This window comes from Arthrobacter sp. AOP36-F1-5 (assembly GCF_058137995.1).
Genome location: NZ_CM176892.1, coordinates 2,073,732 through 2,089,748, shown reverse-complemented (window position 1 = coordinate 2,089,748; position 16,017 = coordinate 2,073,732). Strand labels below are relative to the sequence as shown.

15 protein-coding genes are annotated in these 16,017 nt (G+C 64.6%); 6 read left to right on the top strand and 9 right to left on the bottom strand.

Features of this window, described 5'->3' with window-relative positions:
• Positions 1-12 precede the first annotated feature (12 nt).
• Entirely contained in the window at positions 13-1,305 is a 1,293-nt protein-coding gene (locus AC3ZI9_RS09530; protein WP_489923548.1) for an MFS transporter, read from the top strand.
• 22 nt (positions 1,306-1,327) lie between these two features.
• Here AC3ZI9_RS09530 and AC3ZI9_RS09525 read toward each other — a convergent pair whose 3' ends face one another.
• On the bottom strand, positions 1,328-2,044 hold the full coding sequence (locus AC3ZI9_RS09525) for an IclR family transcriptional regulator (RefSeq protein WP_441391719.1): 717 nt from the start codon (positions 2,042-2,044) through the stop codon (positions 1,328-1,330).
• Between the two features lie 159 nt (positions 2,045-2,203).
• On the opposite strand from AC3ZI9_RS09525, the gene AC3ZI9_RS09520 reads away from it, so the two are divergent.
• On the top strand, positions 2,204-2,743 hold the full coding sequence (locus AC3ZI9_RS09520; RefSeq protein ID WP_489923547.1) for a flavin reductase family protein: 540 nt from the start codon (positions 2,204-2,206) through the stop codon (positions 2,741-2,743).
• Between the two features lie 145 nt (positions 2,744-2,888).
• Positions 2,889-4,220, top strand: coding sequence for an MFS transporter (locus tag AC3ZI9_RS09515; RefSeq protein WP_086998443.1), 1,332 nt, complete (start codon positions 2,889-2,891; stop codon positions 4,218-4,220).
• A gap of 84 nt (positions 4,221-4,304) precedes the next feature.
• On the opposite strand, the gene AC3ZI9_RS09510 is transcribed toward AC3ZI9_RS09515, so the two are convergent.
• Positions 4,305-4,916 (bottom strand): phosphoribosyltransferase, encoded by a 612-nt coding sequence (locus AC3ZI9_RS09510; RefSeq protein ID WP_443425376.1) that lies wholly within the window; start codon positions 4,914-4,916, stop codon positions 4,305-4,307.
• A gap of 355 nt (positions 4,917-5,271) precedes the next feature.
• Between AC3ZI9_RS09510 and AC3ZI9_RS09505 the strand changes: the two genes are divergently transcribed.
• From AC3ZI9_RS09505 to AC3ZI9_RS09495, 3 genes are all read left to right on the top strand, one after another.
• Positions 5,272-5,859 (top strand): helix-turn-helix domain-containing protein, encoded by a 588-nt coding sequence (locus AC3ZI9_RS09505; RefSeq protein ID WP_489923546.1) that lies wholly within the window; start codon positions 5,272-5,274, stop codon positions 5,857-5,859.
• A complete protein-coding gene (locus AC3ZI9_RS09500) occupies positions 5,856-6,419 on the top strand; it encodes a DUF6036 family nucleotidyltransferase (protein WP_489923545.1) in 564 nt (187 codons plus the stop codon). The genes AC3ZI9_RS09505 and AC3ZI9_RS09500 overlap by 4 nt, the downstream gene beginning before the upstream one ends.
• A gap of 192 nt (positions 6,420-6,611) precedes the next feature.
• Positions 6,612-8,009: an MFS transporter gene (locus AC3ZI9_RS09495; RefSeq protein WP_489924037.1), complete on the top strand. Its 1,398-nt coding sequence runs from the start codon at positions 6,612-6,614 to the stop codon at positions 8,007-8,009.
• Here the strand turns inward: AC3ZI9_RS09495 and AC3ZI9_RS09490 are convergent.
• The 7 genes from AC3ZI9_RS09490 to AC3ZI9_RS09460 all read right to left on the bottom strand — a co-directional run bounded on the left by AC3ZI9_RS09490 (position 8,006) and on the right by AC3ZI9_RS09460 (position 16,016).
• Positions 8,006-8,929: an alpha/beta hydrolase gene (locus AC3ZI9_RS09490; RefSeq protein WP_489923544.1), complete on the bottom strand. Its 924-nt coding sequence runs from the start codon at positions 8,927-8,929 to the stop codon at positions 8,006-8,008. The genes AC3ZI9_RS09495 and AC3ZI9_RS09490 overlap by 4 nt on opposite strands.
• 77 nt (positions 8,930-9,006) lie before the next feature.
• Positions 9,007-10,104, bottom strand: a complete 1,098-nt coding sequence (gene hpaD, locus AC3ZI9_RS09485) for a 3,4-dihydroxyphenylacetate 2,3-dioxygenase (RefSeq protein ID WP_441380065.1) — start codon at positions 10,102-10,104, stop codon at positions 9,007-9,009.
• Between the two features lie 47 nt (positions 10,105-10,151).
• Positions 10,152-11,657 (bottom strand): 5-carboxymethyl-2-hydroxymuconate semialdehyde dehydrogenase, encoded by a 1,506-nt coding sequence (hpaE, locus tag AC3ZI9_RS09480; RefSeq protein ID WP_489923543.1) that lies wholly within the window; start codon positions 11,655-11,657, stop codon positions 10,152-10,154.
• Between the two features lie 27 nt (positions 11,658-11,684).
• Entirely contained in the window at positions 11,685-12,344 is a 660-nt protein-coding gene (locus AC3ZI9_RS09475) for a GntR family transcriptional regulator (RefSeq protein ID WP_489924036.1), read from the bottom strand.
• 9 nt (positions 12,345-12,353) lie between these two features.
• A complete protein-coding gene (locus AC3ZI9_RS09470; protein ID WP_489924035.1) occupies positions 12,354-13,925 on the bottom strand; it encodes a fumarylacetoacetate hydrolase family protein in 1,572 nt (523 codons plus the stop codon).
• Positions 13,926-14,424: 499 nt separating this feature from the next.
• Positions 14,425-14,958: a hypothetical protein gene (locus AC3ZI9_RS09465; RefSeq protein ID WP_489923542.1), complete on the bottom strand. Its 534-nt coding sequence runs from the start codon at positions 14,956-14,958 to the stop codon at positions 14,425-14,427.
• Between the two features lie 200 nt (positions 14,959-15,158).
• Complete coding sequence (locus AC3ZI9_RS09460) at positions 15,159-16,016, bottom strand: alpha/beta fold hydrolase (protein ID WP_489923541.1); 858 nt, start codon at positions 16,014-16,016, stop codon at positions 15,159-15,161.
• Position 16,017 lies beyond the last annotated feature (1 nt).

The following is a 16,017-nucleotide window of genomic DNA, read 5'->3' as shown; positions in this document are numbered from 1 at the left end:
CCCGTGAAATACATGAACACCGATCCCTCGGCGCCCACCACGGGCGCGCACCCCGCCACTGAAACCACCACCCGCTCTCGTGGTAGTTTCCGCAGCCTGCTGGAACTGGCCGGCCCGGGGTTCTTCCCGCTGGCTTTCTTCGCCAGACTGCCCCTGGCCATGCTCACCATCGGCACCCTGACACTGATCAGCACCGCGACCGGCTCCTATGCCAGCGGTGGGATCGCTGCAGGGGCCGTAGGAGTTGGTTCGGCCATCGGTGCGCCGCTGATCGGCTACGCTGCGGACCGGTGGGGCCAACGGCCCGTCCTGGTCCCGGTGGCCTTGCTCCACGCACTCGTCGTTGCGGTGCTCATCCTGGCCGGCATCGGAATCATCGACTCCGAATCCCTGCTCCTGGTCATCGTGATCTCCTTCGCTGCCGGGGCCAGTTGTCCGCAAGTCGGCCCGCTGGCCCGCGTGCGTTGGATGGCCCTGACCCAGGGGCGCTCCCGGGGCCGACGGGAACTCGAAACAGCACTGAGCTACGAAAGCACCGTCGATGAACTGACCTTCGTGATGGGACCGGCGCTCGTCGGCGTGCTGGCCTCACTCGCGGCGCCCTGGTTACCGCTGGCCTTGGCCGCCGTCTTGACCGCGGCTCTGGTTCCGGCCTTCGCGGTCCACCCGACCTCCCACGCCATCGAACTGCAGGATTCCGGCGCCGAACCAGTCCCCGGATCCGGATGGATCCCGGCCCGCGTGGTGCGCGTGGGGCTGTGTGTACTGGGGATGACGGGGATGGGGACCCTCTTCGGTTCAGTCTCTGCCGGGGCCGTGTCCTATGCGGGACTTTTCGGTCATGCCAGCGCCGGCGGACTGCTGTATGCCGCCTTGGGACTGACCTCGGCCATCGCCGCCCTGTCCGTCTCGCTGTGGCCACGTGGCTGGGCGCAACCGGTGCGCTGGGCGGCCTGTGCCTTGCTGCTGATTCCGTTGGCCCTGCTGCTGCAGGTTCCTGACACGATGGGCACCATGGTCGTGTTCCTGCTGCTGATCGGCCTACCGATCGGACCGATTCTGGTCACGATCTTCACCGTCGGAGGAGACGTGGCACCCATCGGCAGAATGGGCACCGTGATGACGATGCTCGCCAGCGGGATTGTCGTCGGCACCGCGATCGGCAACGGTTTCGCCGGGGTGCTGGCCGATGTGGTGGGACCGCAGGGTGCGTTCCTGGTCGCGGCGGCTGCCGCCGTCGTCCTCTTTGGGGCGGGCGCAGGAACCTTCGCGCTGGGACGGGTGCGGCGCACCGACAGCGTTTAGCTGCCGGACCGGGCAACGACGATCAGCCCAGCGCCAGTTGGACCGTGGCCGCGGCGGTGGCCACGCGGTGGCCCACCGTATCGGCGTCCACCTCATGGGCCGCCGTGGCATAGACGACAGCTAACGCGGCAGGGGTCTGGCCGGGAACGTGAAGGGCCGCAGCGATGGAGGAAACTCCAGGGATGACCTCATCCAGGCTGGTGGCATAACCTGCCCTCCGGGCCTCGTCGGCGGCCGCACGCCACGGATGTTTCGGTGCCACCGCCTCCCATTCGGCGCGCGAATGCGCCGACTGGATCGCGATGCCCGGGGCGCCATGGGTTAACGGATGCCGCGAACCGGGACGCTGCATGACGGTGGCCGTGCTGTGTCGTGGTTCCACGGAGACCAAGGTGATGCAGTCCTCGTGGTCCCAGACGGCCAGAAATGCCGTCATCCCCAATTCGTTGGCCAGTGAGGTCAGTTCCGGCAGGGCGGCGCTTTGCAGATCACGTTGGACTCCACGGGCCAAGGACGCCAGCCCCGGAGCACCCTCGAGGCGGCCGGTGCTATCTCGACGGACCAGGGCATGATCTTCCAGGGTGCGCAGGATCCGGTAGGCGATGGAGCGGTGGACGCCCAGCTCGTCGGCCAGTTCGGCGATCGTGGGAGGCTCGGAACGATCGGTGATGATTTCCAGGGCGCGGAGCCCCCGGGACAGGGTTTGCGCCGGGGAACCGGCCGTGGAACTCTCTGACACGGGTACCGCCTTGAGCTCGGGACCGGGACGTGGGCTCTTGTGCGCCGCAGAGCCCCGGGATACGTTTGAAGTAGTTCTCTCATAGAACTAGAAGTTCGAATATAGAACACCTGTGGTCGTGAAGGCAAGGTCCTGATCGCTGACGACGGAGGCTCGGACATGGACGTGGACCCGCAGGGCGAAGTAGCCGAAGGCGGCCTACCGCACCGGATCGAGACCACCGACCCGAGGCACTTCAGGGGCAGCCTGGGGCGCTTTGCCACCGGCGTGACCATCGTGACCTTCGATGGATCCACTAAACGCCACGGGATCACGGTGAACTCCTTCACCTCCGTGTCCATGGACCCCGCGCTGGTGCTGGTGAGCATTGCCCGCAGCACCCGTGCCCACGACGAGCTCGCTGACCGGCCCTTCACGGTCAACATCCTCGGCGCCGAACAGCAGGCCTTGGCCCTGCACTTTGCCGGCAAGCCGGGGCCGGACCCCGTCTGGGGCGAAGGCGAAACAGCGCCACGCCTCGCCGGCGTGCTGGCGCATTTCTCCTGCGACCCCTGGGCCGCCTACGACGGCGGGGACCACACCCTGTATCTGGGGGAGGTGAAGGACTTCAACTACCGCACCGGCGATGCGTTAGCCTTCGCCAATAGCGCCTTCACCACCATTCCGGGAAGCCAACTCGGGGTCGAAGAACTGCTCTAAGCCGTGCCGTCGTCATCTGGGCGAAATATGGGAAATGTTGACGAGAAATTGACGAACATATCGGTTACGATGAGATAGATCACACTTACCGTCCGTTCGGTCGGTTATGCACCTAGCGCAGAGAGCGCAGAACACTGGAGTTCGCATGTCCCTGTCAGCAGCAGCACCCACTGCAGCCACCCGGCGCGAGGAACGCAAGGTCCTGGCCGGAACCCTCGTCGGAACCACCATCGAGTGGTATGACTTCTTCATCTACGCACAGGCCGCCGGTCTCGTCCTCGGCCCGTTGTTCTTCGCCCCGCTGGGGGAAACCGGTGCACAGCTGGCCTCCTGGGCCTCCATCGGCATCTCGTTCCTGTTCCGCCCGCTGGGCGCCATCGTCGCAGGCCACCTGGGCGACAAACTCGGTCGCAAGAAGATGTTGGTCTTCACCCTGATCATGATGGGGCTGGCCACGTCGCTGATCGGCGTACTGCCCACCCACGCACAGATCGGCGGATGGGCCGCCATCCTGCTGATCCTGCTGCGCGTCTTGCAGGGCTTCTCGGCAGGTGGCGAATGGGGCGGAGCCGCCCTGATGTCGGTTGAGCACGCACCGGATCACCGCCGCGGGTTCTTCGGCGCCTACCCGCAGATCGGTGTCCCCTGCGGCATGATCCTGGCGACCGGCACCATCTGGCTGTTGACCACCCTCATTGGTGAGCAAGAGTTCCTTTCCTGGGGCTGGCGCGTTCCGTTCCTGTTCTCGATCGTGCTGATCATCGTCGGCTACGTCATCCGCCGTTCGGTGGAGGAGTCCCCGGTCTTCGCTGCCTTGCAGGAGCGCAAGAAGGAGTCATCGGCACCGCTGAAGACGCTGTTCAAGCACAACACCCGTGAAGTGGTCCTCACCGCGCTGATCTTCATCGCCAACAACGCCGCCGGCTACCTGCTCATCGCCTTCTTCGCCACCTACGCGTCCAAGACGTTGGGGATGGACCGTGGCCCCGTGTTGCTGGCCACGGCGTTGGCCTCCTTCGGTTGGCTGATCTTCACCATGTATGGGGGCATCCTCTCCGACAAGATCGGCCGGGTGCGCACCTTCCAGCTCGGCTACATCCTGGTGGCCCTCTGGGCGGTACCGATGTGGTTCCTCATTGATACAGCCAACATCTACTGGTACTTCGTGGCGCTGTTCGTTCTGACCATCGGACTGGGCTTGTCCTACGGCCCGCAGTCGGCACTCTATGCCGAGATGTTCCCCGCCAGGGTTCGCTACTCAGGGGTCTCCATCGGCTACGCACTCGGTGCGATCCTCGGTGGTGCCTTCGCCCCGCTGATCGCGGCGCTGCTGCTGGAGAAGACCGGGCATTCCTGGAGCATCGGGATCTATGTGGTGGTCATCTCGATCATCTCCTTGATCGCCGTCTCCATGGTGAAGGAAACCCGCGGGGTCGACCTGATGGTTGAACACCACGTGGACTACGTCGAGAAGTAGAAACGCCGAGGACGACGACGGCCGCCCCACCTTCCGGATTCACTTCGGGGGTGGGGCGGCCTTTCGCGTGGAACAGGCTCTTGACTAGCCGCCCAGTAGGCGCAGCACGTCCTCGTCGCTGACCTGGGCGAAGTTGGCATAGAACTCACCGACCGCACCGAATTCTTCCGGCTGCAGCGGGCACACTAGTTCGTCGGCTACCGCTGCCAGTTGTGCGCACACCTCGGGTGGGCCCACCGGGGAAGCGACGATCACGCGGTTGGGGTTTCCCCGGCGGATGACCTTGATGGCCGCGAGCATTGACGCCCCGGTGGCCAGCCCGTCATCGCAGAGGATCACGTTTTGTTCGCCGACATCGATGCCGCGCCGGCGCAGGTAGGAGAGCTGGCGGCGTCGTAGTTCCCTGGATTCGCGGTCCCGGACTTCATCCAGTGCGGTCTTGCTGCGTGTTTCCGGGGGGAGGGTGGCCAGAACCTCGTCCATCAGTACTTCGGCTTGATCCGGTCCGTGGGCGGCCAAGGCGCCGAAAGCGAGTTCCTTCTGGCCGGGGACGCCGAGCTTGCGCACAACCAGCGCGTCGAAGGGGGCATCGAGGATGCGGGCCACGGCGGCTGCGATCGGCACGCCTCCACGGGCCAGACCGAGGACGACGACGGAGTCAGATTGGTCTCGGTAGGTGTCCAGATGGCTGGCCAAATGTCTGCCTGCGTAGTCCCGGTCCGAAAAGGGACGGGCGTCTGATCGAAAGAGTCCCATGCCCTATTGTCGCCCGGAAGTTCTAGGGTGACCAGTCTCGGGCGTGGCGTCGAAACCGACTGCCCGATGGCCCGGGCCCCCGTGGGAGCGCTGCTCAGCCTGGGCAACGCCCCGGGCCTGATCGCGGTGCCAGCCGGTCAGTCCCACCCATAGCGGTTTGACCTGATTCGGTTCTGAATGCTCTGAAGCATCCGGAGGTTTTGCTGTGCGGCAACGTATGGCCACCTTCGGAGGCATCCCGGAAGAGTCAACGCGAGGTATACGTTATGTCACCGATTGGTGACATCATGGAGGCATGGAAACCAGAGGAATTGATGCCGCGATGGTAGGTGAACGCATTCGTTCCGCCCGCAAGCGGCGCGGCTGGACGCAGCTGGAACTGGCTAGGGAGGCAGGGGTTTCCAGGAAATTCCTTGGTGACCTCGAGGCTGGCCACCCCGGCGCCTCGCTGGGCTTGACTCTCATTGTCCTGAACAAACTGGATTTGAACGTCACTGCAGGCCCTCCCGAGCGCGACTTCAGGATCGACTTCGAGTCCACATTGTCCCGGGGCGACTACGAGTTTGCCTTGCGCCTTCTGGGGGAGTACGCCCAACGGGTCGTCGAAGAGGGGCCGTCCATGATGATCACCCGGGCGCCGCGGATCAAGGATCAGGCCTACCGTGCCGCGCTTGCCGCCATCACCCGTTGGGCAGCAGCCAAGGTTGGTTCGTGCTCTCCCCGATGGGCCAAGGACTCGAAGCCGGCATCCAGCCCGATGTTCCCCTCGGAAAAACTCCACCCCATGGGCAAGGCGATGAAGGACCTGGTCCGACGGGAGACACCTCGTGAATTGGCTTCCATGAACGTCTGGATGCGGGAGAGGGACCTGACTCGCGCATGAGCATGCCGGGATTCACCCGAGAAGCAATCCTTGGGCTACTCGTTGAGCTCGAATCCCGGCTCGAGAAGCGTGGCGTCGCCATGGACATTCAGATCGTTGGCGGTGCCGCGCTGATCCTTCACGGTCTATTGGAACGCTCGACCGAGGACATCGACGCCCGGTACTCCAACAAGATCATCGACGAGGTCGCCACAGAAATGGCCGCTGAGTACGTGCTGCCAGCGCGTTGGTTGAATTCCCATGCCACGGCTTTCATCCCGGACGGTGCCGAGTGGGCCGCGAACATTCCTGGAACACCTGCCGCCGTATCGCTGGCTGACTTGCCAACGCTGGCCGCCATGAAACTCGCAGCTGAACGTAGCAAGGATATCGAGGACCTCGGACGCGTGGCCAGCGCACTGGATATATACACTCCCGAGGAGATCGTTGATCTCGCCTACGAGAAGTACGGCGAAGAATCCATATCCTTGTCAGCAGGACGAGAAAACTACTTGATCGTCGCCGGAGAGGCTCTCGCGGCAGCCCGGGCATTTCGCGTTCGCGGAGACTACCGGCCCTAGTCCGGTTCCGCGGCGATCATCCAAGCCTGCTTTTCACCAAGTAATGTCCACCAACGTGGATCGAGTTGGGCAACGCACCGGACCCGTCAGTGCTTGAATGGTGCTGTGACCCCTTCCCCCGCAGCCCCCGACGAGACGCCCTATGTTCCGGACCCACGCCGGTGGCGCATCCTGATCGTCCTGCTGGTCACGATGTTCATGTCGTTGGTGGGCGTCAGCATCGTCAACGTGGCCCTGCCATCCATCCAATCCGGCCTCGACGCCTCGCAATCGGATCTGCAGTGGGTCCTCTCGGGCTATGCCCTGACCTTCGGCGTCGTATTGGTCGCCGCCGGCCGTGCCGGGGACATCCTGGGCCGGGGGCCGTTGTTCCTGGCCGGGGTCACGGTCTTTACGCTCTCGGCGGTCGCTGCCGGCCTGGCGCCGGATCCGACGAGCCTGAACATTGCCCGGTTCGTCCAAGGGGTCGGCTCCGGGCTGCTGAACCCCCAGGTCGTGGGGATGATCCAGCAATACTTCAGGGGCCGCGAGCGCGGGCGGGCCTTCGGGGCCCTGGGCAGCGTGGTCGGGGTCTCGGTGGCTTTCGGGCCGTTGATGGGCGGTCTGATCATCGAGACCTTCGGCGCCGAAACCGGGTGGCGTTGGACCTTCCTGGTCAACGTTCCGGTGGGGATTGTCGCGGTGGTGCTGGCGCTTAAATGGTTCCCGCGGCCGCTCCTGATCCGTCGCAATGCGGCACCGAAGACCGGCAAGGAACTCTCGAGCGCTCAACCGAAACAAAAATTTGATCTAGACCCGGTGGGTGCCCTGCTGTTGGGGTTCAGCGTGTTGGGTCTGCTGCTGCCCTTCGTCGAGTCGGAGGGTTCGGCCTGGGCATGGCTGCTCCTGCCGGTGGGAATGGCCCTGTTGGGATTGTGGATCATGTGGGAGCGTTCCTATAAGCAGCGCGGCGGTAGCCCCATGGTCGATTTGGAACTCTTCAGGACCCGCAGCTTCACCTTGGGAACCATCATCGCCGGACTGTACTTCCTGGGCGTCACCAGCGTCTGGGTGCTGATCGCCCTCTACGTCCAGGACGGTTTGGGGCTCAGCGCCCTCCAGACGGGCCTGCTGGGTCTTCCCGCGGCACTGCTGGCAGCGGTGAGCTCGAACTGGGCCGGGAAACGTGTCATGGATTTCGGGCGGAAGATCGTGATTGGCGGCATTATCAGTGCCTTCGTGGGGCTCGTGCTCACGGTCCTGGTCGTCCAGCTCGAAGCGGCAGGCATCCTGAGCATCTGGTGGCTGTTGGGCTCGATGTGCTTTGTGGGCTTGGGGCAGGGCTCCATTATTTCCCCCAACCAGGCGCTGACCCTGGCCGAGGTCCCGCAGGAATATGCTGGCAGCGCCGGGGGAGTGCTGCAGACCGGCCAGCGCATCGGGACCGCGGTGGGGCTGGCTCTGGTCACTGCCGTGTTCTTCGCGATCTTGGCCTTGACGGATTGGACGACAGCCTTCACCGCGGCATTCTCGGTGATCGGGATCGTCGTGTTGGTGACGCTGGCCGTTGCCTTGGCGGATCAGCGTCGACGGCGACAGCAGCCCGTCTAGGTGCCCAGCCCGGTCAGGAACTGCTGCGTGGGCCCCAGGATTCCCTCCTGCGCCGAGGCCCGGCCGGTCTGCGGGGTTCCATCCCCGGGTTGGGGACCGTAGTTTCCGAAGTAGGCGTGGATACCCCCGTCGATGACCACCGAGGTGGTGGGCCGGGGGAGTAGTGGTGCGGCGTCGCGGACCGTGGCCGGTGTACTCAGGCCATCGTCGGATCCTGAGATGCTCAGGCCGGACAGCCGGTCGATTCGGGAAAGGTCCGAGACGGGGTAGGAACCCCACAGGATGAGCCCGGAGACTTGTGGCTCGTCCTCGGCGAAGATTCCTGCAGAAACCCCGCCGAGGGAATGGCCTCCCACGGCCCAACGGGTGATTCGTGGATGTTTGGACAACAGTGGGCCGGCTTGACCGGAATCGATGATTGATAGTCCCAAGGGCTCCTTGAGGATGACCACCGTGATTCCCCCTGCTGCCAGGGGTGCCAATAGATCGCGGTAGGCCAACGCCTCCACCCGCGCACCAGGGTAGAAGACGAAACCGGTCGAGGAAGCGTTGGGTGCGCTCAGAGTGATGCTGGTGGGGCTCTCGCGCATCACGACGCCGTCAGGTAGCCCCTGTTCCAGAGCGAGCGCCCTGAAGGGATTGAGCCAGAGGAGTCCGGCGAGCAGCATAAAGACCAGGGTGCGGATGGCCACGGCCCCGATCAGGTGTAGGACACGGCGTTTCGGATGGGATCTGGCCGATCGGCTGTGGCGTATGAACAGGACGGCGGCCCAGCTGATGCCTCCGAGCAGGGCCGCGGCACAGAGCGCCGGGAGCAGCGGATGTCCACGCAATACGGCAGGATTGCCCAGCAGCATCCACGCGGGGATACCCACCAGGGCCAGGATGCATGCGCCGGAATAGAGCCGAAGGATCCTCATGGGTTCACAGCCTAGCGGGGCAGGAACACGGAAAAGGGGTGCAACGTCCAGGACGCCGCACCCCCGGTTCCCGGGTTTTAGAGCTGGTGGCCCATCTTGAAACCGACGTCCTCGCCCGGCTCCTCGGTTGTTCCGTCCCCGGGAGCCCGGGTGTAGGAGAAACCGTCGGCACCGACGGTCACCGCCATCTCGGACTTGTCCTCACGGATGGTGACCGGCTGCGGGTTGCCGTCCAGGTCCAGGACCAGGGAGGCCTCGGTGTACCAGGAGGGGACCACTGCGTTGCCCCACCAGTCGCGCCGCTGGTTATCGTGCACGTCCCAGGTGATCGTGGGGTTATCGGGATCCCCGGTGTAGTAGTCCTGCGTGTAGATCTCGATCCGGTGGTCGTCCGGATCCAGGATGTACAGGTAGAAGGCGTTGGACACCCCATGCCGGCCGGGGCCGCGTTCGATCCGGTCGGAGATGCGCAGGGCGCCCATCTTGTCGCAGATCTGGATGATGTTGTGCTTCTCGTGCGTGGCGAAGGCGACGTGGTGCATCCGCGGTCCGTCCCCACCGGTCAGGGCCGTGTCGTGGACCGTCTGTTTGCGGTGCATCCAGGCCGCGTAGGTGACGCCATCGGCGTCTTGGATGTCCTCCGAGACGCGGAAGCCCAGCCCCTCCAGGTAGTCGCGGCCCCGCGGGACATCGGGGGTGACCTGGTTGAAGTGGTCCAGGCGGACCAGCTCACCGGCGGAGTAGAGGTCGTAGCGCTGGTGCAGACGCTCGACATGCTCGACGTCGTAGAAGAACTCGTAGGGGAAGCCCAGCGGGTCCTCCACCCGGACCGAGTCGCCGATGCCCCGGACGAACCCGTCCTGGCGGCGTTCGGTGCGGCAGCCGAGTTCCTTGAAGTAGGCCTCGGCGGCGTCGACCTCTGCCGGGGACTTCACCCGGTAGGCGAAGGCTGCCACGGCGGCCACCGGACCCAGAGTCAGCACCAGGTTGTGGTGGATGAACTCCTCGAAGGAACGCAGGTAGATGGCGTGCTCGTCCTCGTAGGTCACGTGCAAGCCCAGCAGGTCCACATAGAATTCGCGGGAGCGGGCCAGATCGGTGACCACGATCTGCATGTAGGCACAGCGGACGATATCCGGTGCGGGAACTGAGGTGGTGACGGTTGAGATGCTCATGATGGTTCCTTAGGAAGTGGGGTCAACGGCGGCGTCGTTGCCGGCGTTCAGACGCCGAACTTGGGGGTGTGGACCTCGCCGAGCGTGATGTGCACAGCCTGCTGATCGGTGTAGAAATCGATCGAGCGGTAGCCGCCCTCATGGCCCAGGCCAGAGGACTTCACGCCCCCGAAGGGGGAACGCAGGTCACGCACGTTATGGCTGTTGAGCCACACCATGCCGGCCTCGACCGCCTGGGCGAAGTTGTGGCTGCGCTTGAGGTCGTTGGTCCACACATAGGCGGCCAGCCCGTACTTGGTGTTATTCGCCAGTTCCAGGGCCTCCTCCTCGGTGTCGAAGGGAGTGATCGCCACGACGGGTCCGAAGATCTCCTCCTGGAAGATCCGGGCGTCGGGGGCCACGTCGACGAAGACCGTCGGGGCGATGTAGGAACCGTTTTCCTGGCCTTCGGGAAGGTCTTCGGGGCGGCCACCGCCGGCCACGAGCCGGCCTTCGGATTTGCCGATCTCGACGTAGGACATGACCTTGTCGTAGTGCTCCGGGTGCACGAGCGCTCCGACCTCGGTGGCGGGATCGTGGGGGTCGCCCACCACGATGTTCTTCGCACGATCCGCGTAGGCCTCGACGAACTGGTCGTAGATCCCGCGCTGGACCAGGATGCGCGAACCGGCCGTGCAGCGCTCGCCGTTCAGCGAGAAGACCCCGAAGACGGTGGAGTCGATGGCCGCATCGAAGTCGGCGTCGTCGAACACGATGGCGGGGGACTTGCCGCCGAGTTCCATCGACATGCCCTTCAGGCCCTCAGCACAATTGCGGAAGATCGTCTGGCCGGTGGTGGATTCGCCGGTGAAGGAGATCAGCGGGACCTGGGGGTGCTTCACCAGTGCGTCCCCTGCGGATTCGCCGAAGCCGTTGACCAGGTTGAAGACGCCTTCGGGCAAGCCCGCCTCTTCGAAGATCTTCGCCCACAGCGAGGCCGAGAGCGGAGTGAATTCGGCGGGCTTCAGGACCACGGTGCAACCCGAGGCGATGGAGGGGGCCAGCTTCCAGGATTCGAGCATGAACGGGGTGTTCCAGGGGGTGATGAGCCCTGCGACGCCGATCGGCTTGCGGTTCACATAGTTCAGCTGTGCCCCTGGGACCTTCAGCGCGCTATCGTGCTGGGCAACGATCAGGTCGGCGAAGAACCGGAAGTTCTCGGCAGCGCGCTGGGCCTGGCCACGGGCCTGGGTGATCGGCAGACCGGTATCGAAGGTCTCCATCTCGGCCAGACGGTCCTCCTGGGCGACGACGGCGTCGGCGATCGCGTAGAGGACCTTGGCCCGGGCGCGGGGCTTCATGGTTGGCCAGGGGCCGTGGGTGAAGGCTTCACGGGCGGCGGCGACAGCTGCGTCGATGTCTGCCTGCTGACCGGAAGCGGCAGTGGCGTAGGTGGTGTTGGTGACCGGGTCGAGGACCTCGAAGGTCTCACCGCCGACGGAATCGACGAACTTCCCGCCAATGTAATGCTGCAGGTGGGTGGGCAGGTTGTCGGGGACGAAATGCTTGCTCATGGGGTGTTCCTTCCGTGGACGGATGGTTTAGAGGGCCGACGGCGGTTGGCCGGCGGCTGCGAGGTAGGCGTTGAGGGTGTTGGTGCGGTGGGCGCGGGCCGCATTTTCGATCTCTTCGGCCGGGGCCCCGGCGGAGAGGAGATCAAGCAGGGCATCATGTTCGGCCACTGAATGATGTGCCCGGCCGGGAATCTGGCCGAAGGACGTCGAACGCATGGCAGCCAATCGGGCCCAGCCACGATGGACGAGGTCCAAGATGTGTGGATTGGGGCAGTTTTCGTAGAGCACCGCATGGAACTGGTTGTTCAGCTCGGTGAAGCGGCGCGGATCAAAGTCCGTGAGCGTCCGGCGCAGGGATTCGTTGATCTCCCGGGCCCGGGCCAGGTCTTCGGTGCTCAGCAGCGGGGCGGCCAGGGCGGTGGCCGCCCCTTCGATGATCGAGAGGGTCTGCATGGTGTGCAGATACAGGTCGGTATCCAACGAGGCGACGGTGGCCCCGACATTGCGTTCGAAACGGACCAGACCCTCGGCCTCGAGTTTGCGGATCGCCTCCCGCACCGGGACCACACTGCAGCCCAGTTCCGCGGCGATGGTCCCCAGGACCAGGCGGTAGCCAGGCACCAGGGCGCCGGAGGCGATCCGGTCACTGAGCAGGGTGTAGGCCTGCTCGGATTTACTCGTGGCAATCACTGGGTCCTACTTCGGGTCGAGGCCGACGCTGGAACCGCCGGAGGCGATCCAGGCGTCGTACATGGATTTCCAGGCGGCGTTCATCGGGAACAGTCCCTCGACCTGGTGTCCCTGCCGGACCTGTTCGAAGGTGAACTCGTCCTTGCGTTCCTGCTCCATCGCCTCGTCGGCGACCTGCTCGGCCAGTGCCGGCGGGATGACCAGGATGCCGTCGTCGTCGGCGACGATGATGTCCCCCGGCTGCACGGTGGTCCCGCCGCAGGCGATGGTGAGGTCGGTATCCCAGGGCACATGCTTGCGGCCCAGGACCGCCGGGTGGGCGCCGCTGTAGTAGGCGGGGATCTCCAGTTCGGAGACTGCCGTGAGGTCGCGGACGCCTCCGTCGGTGATGATGGCCGCCGCGCCGCGGACCTGGGCGCGCAGGCCCAGGATATCGCCCAGGGTGCCCGAGCCCTTTTCGCCGCGGGCCTCCATGACCAGGATCTCGCCCTCGTTCACCGAGTCGATGGCCCGCTTCTGGGCGTTGAAGCCACCACCGTGGCTCTTGAAGAGGTCCTCGCGGTTGGGGACGAAGCGCAGGGTCCGCGCGGTGCCGATGACCTTGCGTCCGGTCTTGGTCGGGTGCAGGCCATCGATCGAGACGTTGTTCAGCCCGTGCTTGCGCAGCGTGGCGGAGATCGTGGCGGTGGCCACGGCGTTCAGCTTCGCCTTGAGCTCATCGGTGAGGACGACGGCAGGAGACTGCTCGGTGGAGTCGTCGGCTGCGGGGGAGAGGACTCCGGCGGTGGAGGCTGCCTCGCGGGAGCCGTAGGCGTCGATGAGGTCGGTTTCGGAGAGCCGGGGCTGATTCCCGAAGCTGCCCATCGCCGTGGTGCCCTGGGTGACCGGGGTGGACAGTCGGCCGGTGCTCAGGCCCGAGGCCGGGTCGTCGACCTCGACCTCGACGGTATCCCCGGGGACGATGACCGAGGAGCCGGCGGGGGTGCCGGTGAGGATGACGTCCCCGGGTTCCAGCGTCATCAGCTGGGAGAGGTCGGCGACCATGCGGGCGAAGTCGAAGATCAGTCCCGCGGTGGTCTCGTCCTGGACGAGTTCGTTGTTGACCCAGGTGCGGATGCGCAGGTTCGCCGGATCGATGGAGGCCGCCGGCAGCAGGGCCGGGCCGATGGGGGTGAAGCCGTCGCCGGATTTGGAGCGGACGTTGGAGCCCTTATCCGCGTATTTCATGTCGTAGACGCCCAGATCGTTCGACGCGGTGACCCCGCCGACGTGGGCCCAGGCCTGATCGGGGGAGACCCGGCGGGCCGTGGTGCCGATGACCAAGGCGATCTCGCCTTCGAAGGCCAGGGCCTCGGTGCCGGCGGGGCGTTCGACCCCGGTGCCGGAGACCGAAAGCGAGGAAGCGGCCTTCATGAAGTAGGAAGGATGCTCCGGGGTGCGGCCACGCTGGGCGGCCCGCGAGGCGTAGCTGAGGTGGACGGCCAGCACCTTGCCGACCGCATCGATCATGGACTCGTCGACCGGGACGGTCCCTGCTGCGCCCTGTTCGCCGGTGTTCGCTACGGGGTTCTGCTCCAACGCCACGGTTCCTCCTGTGATGTACGAAATCGTATACGATTCATCATGCCTTGTGGAGCATGTCACGTCAAGAGGGGCCGGCCTGGTGCATGCTGGAGGAGATAGTCAACGAACATTCGACAATGTGCTGACAGGGAACACCCGTCGACCACCTTGCGTTTTCGTTCTCTTCGCCACTTCTTTATCGGAGCTTTCGCCGGGCGTCCGGGCGCGAGCGGATCGGGGTGGGCTGGGTGCGAGGCCTTTGGTAGTAATAGTCCTTGAAGTAGGGCATGGACTATTCGAGGATTGGAAGTTGGAACGGATATTGAGGCCGTCTAGGCATCTCGGCGCCGCGATGCAGACCGGTGTTTCGACTTGGTCGACTTCCGTTCCGGGCTCAGTCGGTGATCATGCGTTGCGTGTGCGCCCAGGAACTCCCCTCCGAGCGATAGTTGGCCTTAGCTCTTGTCGCCAGCACTCCTCCTTGCCGAGTGAATGGTAAGTTGGCAGCGCCCATTTACCGGTACAGCTCCCATGCATCGAGTGAGTCCTGGAGTTCAGTCATGGCCATTTCAGTAAAGAGAGCTCTATTTGCGCAAAGCGATGATCCAGGGCACTCCAGTGATTGCCACTGTTCCGAGGTTTCTTTGACGGATTCTGCTGAACTGAGAGTCGAATCTATGACCGCTTCGAGTTCCCGTGGCGGAGGGCCTATGTATGCGGGCACGCCCGGTTTCTGTGCTCCCTCAAGCACGAGCATGACCGTGTCGCTGATCATGCCGGCCGTTACGAGTTGAAGCCCACAAGAAATGTCTATATCAGCAATAAGAGCGCTACAGCCATATTCATCCCAGTCTTCCAGCCATTCGCTGACGTTGCGGTGGACACTTATTTTGGCGGCGAGGTAGTCGGAGACTGTCGTCGTCGCAGCGGTTGGACTTGCATATGCCGCTTCGGTGGCTGCGACTGCCGAGGGCTCCTCGGATGTGGCGTCTGCCAATGTTTCACTACCGCTACTGCATCCAGTGACGAACAATACAATCGATGTCATCGTGACTGCTCTAATCAATTCCCCCGCGGCACTCATGAACAAAGTGAAGCATCAAACAACCAAAATGGGGAGAGTAAAAACACGATGATTCCGCTGAGTCGAAGAAGCGCATCTAATTGGCCATGGCACTATCCGTCCTTAGGTGTGAACTAGCGTGTCCGAAAAGCCAGGCAAGCCTTCGTTGGTGTGGGTAAAGGGGCTCAAGCGTTGATGAACTCCACGGCGCTCTGCTTATAGGCCCGCGAGGTCACCGCATTGGCGTGGGTGCGCACCGGCAGGAGCAGCTCGCGGACGTCCGCCTCGGCGCCCTGGTGTTTCCGAGCCAGCTCCACCAGCTGCGGCAGGGTCGCCGCCAGCTCGTCGCGCTCGCCGGCGACGAGCAATACAGGCATCGAGGGCACGGCCTCGGACGGGTCGAACGGCTCTGACTTGATGGCTTCGATCAGGGACAGCATGGAGAACATGTTGTTCGTGGGCACCAGCTGCGCCATGCGCACCAGTTCCGCCGTTGTCGGATCCTCGATCTCGGGTCCGCCGGAGAGGTGCTCCCGGGCAGCGTCGAGGTCGAAGTCGGACAGCGGGTCGTTGCTCGCCGGCCCGCCCAGGACCAGGCGGTGCACCAGCTGGGGTTGGGTGCCGGCGAACTCCCACCCCAGGCGCGAACCCAGCGAGTAGCCCAACACGTCCACCCCCGAGGCAGGATCCTCCTCGGCCAGCGGGCGCACGTGGTGGTCCTGCAGGATCTGCAGGATTTCCGCACGGATCCTGCTGGGGGTGTAGGCATCCAGATCATCCGGTGCCGGGCTGAGCCCATGCCCGGGCAAATCCACGGCGATGACCTTGCGGCCGGCGTCGTTCAGGGCGGTGATCCACCCGGTGGCGACCCAGTTCAGCTCGGTGGAGGAGGCGAAGCCGTGGATGAGCAGGACCGGGCGGGCTCCGGAATCATCCCCTGCGGAGAAGATCCGTACGGTCAGGGAGTTCTCGGTGCCCTCGACCCGGTGCTCGGCCTCGTGGTGGGCCGTGGCTGCCGCCGTGCCGTTCTCGGCTGGAGCCACG

Bases quoted from the DNA above. Each gene is read 5' to 3' on its own strand.
- AC3ZI9_RS09530 (WP_489923548.1), top strand. From the start codon at position 13: ATGAACACCGATCCCTCGGCGCCCACCACGGGCGCGCACCCCGCCACT.
- AC3ZI9_RS09520 (WP_489923547.1), top strand. From the start codon at position 2,204: ATGGACGTGGACCCGCAGGGCGAAGTAGCCGAAGGCGGCCTACCGCAC.
- AC3ZI9_RS09515 (WP_086998443.1), top strand. From the start codon at position 2,889: ATGTCCCTGTCAGCAGCAGCACCCACTGCAGCCACCCGGCGCGAGGAA.
- AC3ZI9_RS09505 (WP_489923546.1), top strand. From the start codon at position 5,272: ATGGAAACCAGAGGAATTGATGCCGCGATGGTAGGTGAACGCATTCGT.
- AC3ZI9_RS09500 (WP_489923545.1), top strand. From the start codon at position 5,856: ATGAGCATGCCGGGATTCACCCGAGAAGCAATCCTTGGGCTACTCGTT.
- AC3ZI9_RS09495 (WP_489924037.1), top strand. From the start codon at position 6,612: ATGTTCATGTCGTTGGTGGGCGTCAGCATCGTCAACGTGGCCCTGCCA.
- AC3ZI9_RS09490 (WP_489923544.1), bottom strand. From the start codon at position 8,929: ATGAGGATCCTTCGGCTCTATTCCGGCGCATGCATCCTGGCCCTGGTG.
- hpaD (WP_441380065.1), bottom strand. From the start codon at position 10,104: ATGAGCATCTCAACCGTCACCACCTCAGTTCCCGCACCGGATATCGTC.
- hpaE (WP_489923543.1), bottom strand. From the start codon at position 11,657: ATGAGCAAGCATTTCGTCCCCGACAACCTGCCCACCCACCTGCAGCAT.
- AC3ZI9_RS09465 (WP_489923542.1), bottom strand. From the start codon at position 14,958: ATGACATCGATTGTATTGTTCGTCACTGGATGCAGTAGCGGTAGTGAA.